Here is an 8,270-nt window from a genome sequence, read left to right as displayed (position 1 = left end):
GCCCCGGCCGCCCCGGCCGTCGCGCGGGGTGCGCTCGGCCGCGGCGGCGAGCCGCCGGGCCGCCTCCAGCCGGTGATGGCCGTCCACCACCAGCACCGGGCCCAGCGCGGGCGGATCGGCGGCCCAGTGCCGGCGCCACATCCACAGCAGCAGCTCACCGCCGTCCGGTGTCTCCAGCACCGCGTACGGCTCGGTGCCGGCCGCCTCGTCCAGGCATCTGCGGTAGCCGCCCACGTCCGGCGCGGCCAGCAGCAGCGGCTCGGTGGCCGGCCCGCCGCGCTCCCGCATCATCCGCTCCTGGTGGCGCACCTCGGCCTCGTCGGTGCGGGTGTGCCGCAGCACATGGCCGGTTTCGATGCCCCGCACGTCCAGGGCGCCGATGACGCCGCGCTGGCGGACGGCGCCGAAGGTGTCGCGGCGCTCCATGACGTGGGAGGGAATCAGCAGATCGGTGCGCGGTTTGGGGGTGCTCGGCAGGGCCGGTGGGGAGAGCACGTCAGACGGCACTGAGCTCCTCTTCCTTGGAGGATGCCAAGGCTGGTCCGCGCAGACGGTCCTGTACTTCGCGCAACACCCGGCTGAGGTCCTGCGGGCTGTCCGCCGTCGCGGTGATCGCGCCATGCCCGGCGACCCGGCTGGTGGTCGCCGGTGCATGGCTGTCGGGGGGTGAGGCCGGTGCCTCGACCGCGGTCACGCCCGGCACCGCGCGCGCCGCGGTCAGGCAGCCGGGGTCGAGCATCCGGCCGGCCGCGGGCGGGAGATAACGCACCGCGGCGTACCGCCGGCGGCGGCGCCGGTACGCCGGTCCGCCGGGCAGGCCGAGAACGGTGGCATACGCCAGTACGTAGGGGTCCGTCCCGGTGGCCAGGGCGAGCAGCTCGCCCATCCGGTCGGAGGCCGGGTGGGCGTGCGACTCCACCAGCGCGGGCCCGCGCTCGGTGATGATGATCTCGGTGCTGGACGGGCCGTGGCGGTGGCCGGCCGCGTCCAGGGTGATGTCGACGAGTTCGGCGATCTCGTCGTGCAGTCTGCCGCCGAGCTCCACCGGGAGGTCGTGGCCGGTCACCACGCACCCCGGGGCACCGCTGGTGTGGGTGCGGGTGACGGCCAGCACGGTGTGCCGCCCGTCCCGGGAGTGCGCCTCCACGGTGAACTCCGGACCGGACAGGTACTCCTCCACGATCAGCGCCGCGTCGGGTGCCAGCTGCCGGGCCAGTGCGTGGGCCTCCGCTGCGCCGTGCAGCATGTGGACGTCCTGGCCTGCCGAGCCGGTGCGGGGCTTTACCACACAGGGGAAGCCGACTCGTTCGGCAGCCGGCACCAGACCCGCGGCCCGGTCACATCGCTCGAACCGCACGGGGGTTGCGGCGAGCCGGTTGACGCGGTCCCGCAGTGCCGCCTTGTCCGTGAGGTAGGCGACAGCGGCGTGCGGATTGCCGGGGAGGCCCAGGGCTTCGTTGGCCCGGGCCGCCACCAGCGCGCTGGCCTCGCCGAAGCCGAAGACCGAGGCGCGCCGGCCGGGGGCCGGCATCCGCTGGGGGGTGTCGGAGTAATGCCCGATCGCGGCGAGCAAGCGGGGGTGGTTGCACCAGTCCACGGCGATCGCGTCATCAGCTGCCAGCACCGCCTCCCGCACGGGGGGAGCGGAGAGGTCGGACGCCAGGACCAGGCTGCGGGCCCCGGCCTCCCGAGCCGCCCGCACCATGGCGGGCGTCGGGCTGAGCAGGAGGGCGGTCGGCGTACGGGGAGCCAACGGACCGCCTCCTTGAGCTGACTTCATCATCTGACGGGGGAAACAGATAGTGAGGGCGCGTCGCACGCGGACTGGTGCGGCTCGTGGGGTGGGAGCGGCGCCCGCCGGCGGAGGTGGGGGGTGGGGGCGCCGCCTGCGGGTTGCCGTGGTGCGGGAATCAGTCCCAGAGATTGCCCATGGTCTGGACGGATTGGGGTTCCGTCCCGCCAGTGGGCTCCTGCGTCTGTGCAGCGGGCGATCCGGCTTCCTGCGTCTGCCCGTCGGCGAGCGCCGGGCCGGCAAGAGCCATCACCGCGGCCACGGCAGCCGCAGCACTGAGGGCTATCTTCTTCACTGGTCCCTCTCCCGAAATCCACGATTCCAGCGGGGGATGTGCTGGTGACTCGATGTTCACGAAACGGGGGGCGGAAGTCGAGACACTTGCTGTGGCGTCCTCCTGCCTGGCAGGTTGACGCCACACGGCCGCCCGTGCCGCGAGGAAGCGAACGAGGAAGAGAAAACGTGCAGGAACCGGACGAAATTGATGCGGTGGCCACGCGAGTCTACCGGGAACGCGTGATCCATCCCACAGACTCGTCCGCACAGTTGGCCGCCCGGCTGGATGTCGGCCTGGAGACGGTCAACGAGGCCGAGCGCAAACTCTCCGCCCTCGGGCTGCTGCGCCGCTCCCCCGGCGGCGGCTGGGTGGCCATCAGCCCGGAGAGCGCGGCCGACGAGCTGCTCGGCCCGGCCGAGCAGGACATCCTGCAGCGGCGGATCGCGCTGGCCGCCACCCGCGCCCGGCTGCACGCGCTGACCGGCGACTACCTGGAGGCGCGCTCCATGCGGTCGGCGCGCAGCAACATCGAGATCATCGAGGGCATAGACCACATCCGGGCGGTGATCGACGACCTGGCGCGCACCTGTTCGCAGTCGCTGGACACCATGCACCCGGGCCTGCAGAGCGAGCAGGCGATCCGGGCCGCCCTGCCGCTGGACGTGGAGATGCTGGCCCGGGGCGTGGCCATAAGGACGCTGCTGCAGCACACCGCGCACAGCCATCCGGCCACCACCTACTACGCCGAGAAGATCACCGCGGCCGGCGCCGGGGTGCGCAGCACCGGCCTGCTGCCCTCCCGGATGCTGATCTACGACCGCAACTGCGCGGTGCTGCCGCTGGACCCGGAGAACACCCGCAGCGGCGTGGCGCTGGTGCGCGACCCGGCGGTGCTGGGCTTCCTGATGCGGCTCTTCGAGCACTACTGGGAGCGGGCGCTGCCGTTCGCCGAGGACCAGCGGGAGGCCGACCCGGCGCCGACCGGGGTGGAGCGCGAGGTGCTGGTGCTGATGGCGGCCGGGAAGAAGAACGAGGCCATAGCCCACCATCTGGGCATGTCGGTGCGGTCGGTGAGCCGGATAGTGTCCGGCCTGATGGAGCGCCTGGACGCCAGCAGCCGCTTCCAGGCGGGGGTGCGGACGGTGCAGAACGGCTGGCTGTCGTGACCGCCCCCGCCGGCGGGGCGGCGGCCGGGCAGGCGGGGACCGGACAGGCGGCCGGCGCCGGCGGCACGCCGCAGGACCCCGGTGAGGAACCGATCGGGCACCCCAGCGGACTGCCGCTGGCGGTGGTCCGGATCTACCGGCTGCGGGTGGCCCACCCCACCGACAGCACCGAGCAGCTCGCCGCACGGGCCGGCTGCCACCCCGGGGAAGCCGCCAAGGCCGAGCACGAACTCGCCTCGCTGGGCCTGCTGCGGCCCTCCCCGGACGGCGGCTGGGTCGCGGTCAGCCCGGAGAACGCCGCCGAAGCGGTGCTGGCCGAGGCCGAGCAGGAGATCCTGCGCCTCCAGGTGGCCATGGCCGCCACCCGGGCCCGGCTGCACGCCCTCTCCGGCCACTATCTGGAGGCCCGTTCCCTGCGCAGCGCCAAGACCGACATCGAAGTGGTGGAGGGCCTCGAAGCCGTCCGGGAGGTGATCGCCGACCTGGCCGGGACCACCACCCGCACCCTGGACGCGTTCGTGCCGGGCAGCACCGCCAGCATCCAGGCGATCAGCGCGGCGCTCCCCGTCGACCTGCCCTTCCTGGCCCGCAGGGGCCGGATGCGGACGCTGTTCCAGCACGCGCTGCGCCGCCACGCACCGTTCGTGCAGTACGTGACCAGGCTGGCACGGGCCGGGGCGCGGGTGCGCAGCGTGGGCGTCCTGCCGTCCCGGATGCTGATTGCCGACGGTGAATGCGCGGTGCTTCCGCTCGACCCGGCGAAGACCGGAGCCGGGGCGATCATCATTCGCGATCCGGTGGTGCTGGCTTTTCTCCAGCGGCTGTTCGAGCATTTCTGGGGGCAGTCGCAGGAGTTCCTCACCGGCGGGAACGAAACCGGACCGGCGCCCACCGGTACCGAACGCGAGGTGCTGCGGCTGATCGCGGCCGGCCGCACCAACGAAAGCATTGCCCATCAGCTGGGCATCTCCCCGCGCACGGTGACCAGGCTGGTCGCCGAGGTGATGGAACGCCTGGGCGCGGCGAGCAGGTTCCAGGCCGGGGTCAAAGCCGCCCAGCAGGGCTGGCTCGACTGAGCCGAATTCCCGCCGCGCTTTCCCGTTGTTTTCCGGCCGCCGGAGGGCCGTTTCCGGTGTTTCCCGCCATCCGCCGTGCACTTCCCGCCGCTTCCGGACGCCCGTGCCGCAATCCGGTTCGGGGCGCGCCGATGGCGGGAACAAACGCGGCAGCACGCGGCCGGCCCCGTGCGGAAACGGCGGACCCGGGGGTGACACGGTGTAGCCACGAATCCGGCGCGCCACCTAGACTGCCGACACGGACGGTACGGTTCCGGTACGCGAATGTGCGATGCACGGCATGCGGTGGGGCGATCCGCGCGGCGTGGAGCGCGTGGAGCGCGGACACCGGGATGCCGTGCCGCCGTCGCCGCCGGAGGGGCCCTCATCACCGTCCGCGCCCACTGCGCACCGTGCCGGCGCGGGCACGGCCGGTGCCGGGCGGACCGGCCGGTCAGACGTACGGCTAAGCTCGGTGGGCCGTCACGGGTCCGGGGCCGGGGCGGAGGCCGCGCGGAGCGGGACCGCCCGCTGCGGTTCCGACGCTGCTCAGAGGGGGGGTCATGAATCACCCAAGCGGTCTGCCGGCCGCCACGGTCGGTGTCTACCGGCTGCGTGTCGCCCACCCCACGGACTCGGCGGAGCAGCTGGCCGAACGGCTCGGTCTGACCCCCGAGGAGGTGGCCGAGGCCGAGTCGGAGCTCGGGGAGCTGGGGCTGCTGCGCCGCTCCCCGGCCGGCGGCTGGGTCGCGGTCAGCCCGGAGAACGCCGCGGAGGAACTGCTGACCGCGGCGGAACAGGACATCCTGCGGCGGCAGATCGCCGTGGCCGCCACCCGGGCCCGGCTGCACGGCCTGTCCGGGCACTATCTGGAGGCCCGTTCGATGCGCTCCGCCAAGGGCGACATCGAGACCGTGCGCGGGGTGGAGAACATCCGGGCACTGATCGACGACCTGGGCCGCACCTGCACCACCACGGTGGAGTCGATGCAGGCCACCGGAGGGTTCACCGAGGCGGCGATCCGGGCGGCGCTGCCGCTGGACCTGGACCGGCTGGCCAGCGGGGTCAGCATGCGGATGCTGGTGCAGGACGCGGTGCGCCGGCACTGGCCGTCGGTCCAGTACGTGACCAAGATCTGCGAGGCCGGGGCGCGGGTGCGCAGCGTGGGGGTGCTGCCCTCCAAGATGCTCATCTTCGACGGGTCGTGCGCGCTGCTGCCGCTGGACCCGGTGCGGCCGGAGGTGGGCGCGGTGGCCGTCCGCGAGCCGGCCGTGCTGGGGTTCCTGCGCAGCCTGTTCGACCACATCTGGAAGCAGGCCAAGGACGTGCTCACGGCCGAGGAGGAGTCGGGGCCGGCGCCCACCGGGGTGGAGCGCGAGGTGCTGCTGCTCATCGCCGCGGGCATGTCCAACCAGGACATCGCGGGCCAGCTCGGCATGTCGCCGCGCACGGTGAACCGGGTGGTGGCCGACCTGATGGAACGCCTCGGTGCGGAGAGCCGGTTCCAGGCCGGGGTCAAGGCCGCCCAGCACGGCTGGCTCTCCTGACCCCCGGCACAGCGGCACGGAAGCGCGGAAGCGCGGAAGCGGCTCAGAGGCCGAGCAGGCTGCGGTCCGCGGCAGGCAGCCAGGCGCCGGGCGGGCGGGTCAGCCAGCCGTGCCGGCCCGCCAGCCCCGCGGCGGCGGACCGCAGCGCGTCCAGCCCGGGATGGCGCAGGCCGCGCCGCCAGACCATGGAGACCGGGGAGAGCACCACGGGCGCGGCCAGCGGCCGGACCACCATCCCGGGCAGGCCGGTGAACAGGTCACTGGCCAGCACCGACCAGCCCTGCTTGCGTACCACCCGGACGAACTCGGCGTCCCCCTGGATCATCGGGAACGGCGCGGCCAGGTGGATGCCGCGGCCGGCGAAGAGCGTGCGGGCGAAGTCGGTCCACTCCGCGGTCTCCGGATTTCCCGCGCCCGCGTACAGGGTCTCCCCGGCCAGGCGGGCCAGGGGCAGCTCGCCGGGCCCGGCCAGCGGGTGGTCCTGCGGCAGCAGCACCGCCACCCGTTCGAAGCGGACCAGCATGTGCTCCAGACCGGCCCGCAGCGTGGGGCTCAGCCCGGCGAAGCGGCCGAAGGAGACGTCCACCCGGCCTGCCGTGATCTCGGCGGCGGCGCCGGTGAGGCCGCTGTGGTAGCGGGCGATGAACTCCAGCTCGGGCGCGGCCTCCCGGACCGCGTCCAGCACCTGCTGGCCGGTGATTCCCGGCGAGCACACGTCCACCACCAGCGGTCGCTGGCCGGAGGGCCCGACCGCGGCGGCCAGCTCCTCGTGTGCGGCCAGCACCCGCAGCGCGTACGGCAGCAGCCGCTCGCCCTCGGCGGACAGCGTCACCTGCCGGGTGGTGCGGGTGAACAGCGGAACCCCCCACTCCCGCTCCAGCCGCCGGATGTCCCGGCTCAGCGCCTGCTGGGCCACGAACAGCCGGGCGGCCGCCCGGGTGAAGTGCAGTTCCTCGGCCACCGCGGCAAAGGCGCGCAGCAGTCGCGGATCGGTGTCACGGGGCAGCACCCGGACAGCCTACCGAGAATTGACAACGCAATCGCGTGAATACTCTCTGATCTGGTGTTGGACGCGGCCGGGGCGGGCCACGGAGGCTACCTGCATGCCTCAGTCACCCCCGCGCCCCGCGCCGGCCGCCGGCCTGCCCGGAGGGCGGTTCCTCGGCCCCTACCGGCGGCTGTTCACGCTGCCGGGGGCCACGGCGTTCACCGTCACCGGGCTGGTGGCCCGGGTGCCGTTCGGCATGTTCTCGGTCTCCGCCGTGCTGATGGTCACCGCCGCGTACGACTCCTACGCACTGGCCGGGGCGGTCACCGCCACCCAGATGGTGACCAGCGCGATCGTGGTGCCGCTCACCGCCCGGCTGGCCGACCGCCACGGGCAGGCGCGCATCCTGGTGCCCACCGCCACCCTGGCCGCCACCGGCCATCTGGCGCTGGTGGTCTGCGTGCTGGCCGATGCCCCGGTCTGGACCCTGTTCGCGGTCTGCCTGCTGACCTGCTGCTCCCCCAACACCGGGGGCATGGTGCGGGCCCGCTGGGCGCATCTGTTCCGCGACGACCCGGCCGCCCGGCACACCGCAAACTCCTTCGAGCAGGCCCTGGACGAGCTGTGCTTCGTCTCCGGGCCGGTGCTGGCCGCGGTGCTGTGCACGTCACTCTTCCCGGCGGCCGGCACCCTGACCGGCGCGGGGCTGCTGCTGTTCGGCACGCTGGCCTTCGCCGCGCAGCGCCGCACCGAGCCGCCGGTGGAACGGCGCCGGGCGACCGGCGGCCCCTCCCCGCTGCGTGTTCCGGGCATGGTGCCGCTGCTGGCCACCTTCGCGTGCACCGGGGCGATCTTCGGCTCGCTGGAAGTGGTGACCATCGCCTTTGCCGAGGAGCAGGGGCTCAAGGGCTGGGCCGGTCCGGTGCTGGCCATGCAGGCGCTGGGCTCGGCGCTGGCCGGGCTGATGTTCGGCCTGCTGCGGCTGGGCGGTTCGGTGCGCGGCCGGTTCACGGCCTGTGTGGCGCTGATGGCGGTCCTGATGGCGATGCCGCTGCTGGCCGCCCAGGCGCACAACCTGCCACTGCTCGCGCCGGTGCTGCTGCTGGCGGGCATGGCCACCGCGCCCACCATGGTCACCGGCATGACGCTGGCGCAGAGCCTGTCCCCGGCCGGCCGGCTGAACGAGAGCATGACGCTGGCCGTGACGGCGCTGCTGACCGGCCTGGCCGCGGGGGCCGCGGGCGGCGGCTGGGCCGTGGACCATCTGCCCGGTGACGTCGCGTTCAGCTATGTCTTCCCGGCCGCGGCGGCGCTGCTGGCCGCGCTGGTCGCCACCGCGACCCTGCCGCGCGGGCGCGGCGGCCCGGGCGGGGGAAGCGGCAGCCCGGCCGGCGGCAACCGGCAACCGGGCCGTGCACAGCCGCAGACGTCGGGCGCCCGCTGAT

8 protein-coding genes are annotated in these 8,270 nt (G+C 73.9%); 4 read left to right on the top strand and 4 right to left on the bottom strand.

Annotated elements, in window-relative coordinates; genetic code table 11:
- From GQS09_RS10230 to GQS09_RS10220, 3 genes are all read right to left on the bottom strand, one after another.
- A partial coding sequence (locus tag GQS09_RS10230) for a DUF1015 family protein (protein WP_165985691.1) occupies window positions 1–507 on the bottom strand: 507 nt, incomplete at its 3' end.
- The gene (locus GQS09_RS10225) at window positions 497–1,753 is read right to left on the bottom strand and encodes an acetyl-CoA carboxylase biotin carboxylase subunit family protein (RefSeq protein ID WP_165985690.1); all 1,257 of its coding nucleotides are present in this window, start codon (window positions 1,751–1,753) and stop codon (window positions 497–499) included. The genes GQS09_RS10225 and GQS09_RS10230, both read right to left, overlap by 11 nt.
- Before the next feature lie 157 nt (window positions 1,754–1,910).
- On the bottom strand, window positions 1,911–2,087 hold the full coding sequence (locus GQS09_RS10220; protein WP_165985689.1) for a hypothetical protein: 177 nt from the start codon (window positions 2,085–2,087) through the stop codon (window positions 1,911–1,913).
- 221 nt (window positions 2,088–2,308) lie between these two features.
- Here GQS09_RS10220 and GQS09_RS10215 point away from each other — a divergent pair, with 221 nt between their 5' ends.
- The 3 genes from GQS09_RS10215 to GQS09_RS10205 all read left to right on the top strand — a co-directional run bounded on the left by GQS09_RS10215 (window position 2,309) and on the right by GQS09_RS10205 (window position 5,837).
- The gene (locus GQS09_RS10215; protein WP_165985688.1) at window positions 2,309–3,235 is read left to right on the top strand and encodes a helix-turn-helix transcriptional regulator; all 927 of its coding nucleotides are present in this window, start codon (window positions 2,309–2,311) and stop codon (window positions 3,233–3,235) included.
- A complete protein-coding gene (locus tag GQS09_RS10210) occupies window positions 3,232–4,311 on the top strand; it encodes a LuxR C-terminal-related transcriptional regulator (RefSeq protein ID WP_313896072.1) in 1,080 nt (359 codons plus the stop codon). The genes GQS09_RS10215 and GQS09_RS10210 overlap by 4 nt, the downstream gene beginning before the upstream one ends.
- A 542-nt stretch (window positions 4,312–4,853) precedes the next feature.
- Window positions 4,854–5,837 (top strand): helix-turn-helix transcriptional regulator, encoded by a 984-nt coding sequence (locus GQS09_RS10205; RefSeq protein WP_165985687.1) that lies wholly within the window; start codon window positions 4,854–4,856, stop codon window positions 5,835–5,837.
- Between the two features lie 43 nt (window positions 5,838–5,880).
- On the opposite strand, the gene GQS09_RS10200 is transcribed toward GQS09_RS10205, so the two are convergent.
- Window positions 5,881–6,843, bottom strand: coding sequence for a LysR family transcriptional regulator (locus tag GQS09_RS10200; RefSeq protein WP_165985693.1), 963 nt, complete (start codon window positions 6,841–6,843; stop codon window positions 5,881–5,883).
- A gap of 97 nt (window positions 6,844–6,940) precedes the next feature.
- Between GQS09_RS10200 and GQS09_RS10195 the strand changes: the two genes are divergently transcribed.
- Window positions 6,941–8,269: an MFS transporter gene (locus GQS09_RS10195; protein ID WP_243761276.1), complete on the top strand. Its 1,329-nt coding sequence runs from the start codon at window positions 6,941–6,943 to the stop codon at window positions 8,267–8,269.
- The last annotated feature ends 1 nt before the right edge of the window (window position 8,270 follow it).

The organism is Streptomyces sp. YIM 98790, from assembly GCF_011421595.1.
In the GTDB taxonomy this organism is placed as follows: Bacteria; Actinomycetota; Actinomycetes; order Streptomycetales; family Streptomycetaceae; genus Streptomyces.
This window is presented reverse-complemented; position numbering and strand designations above follow the sequence as displayed.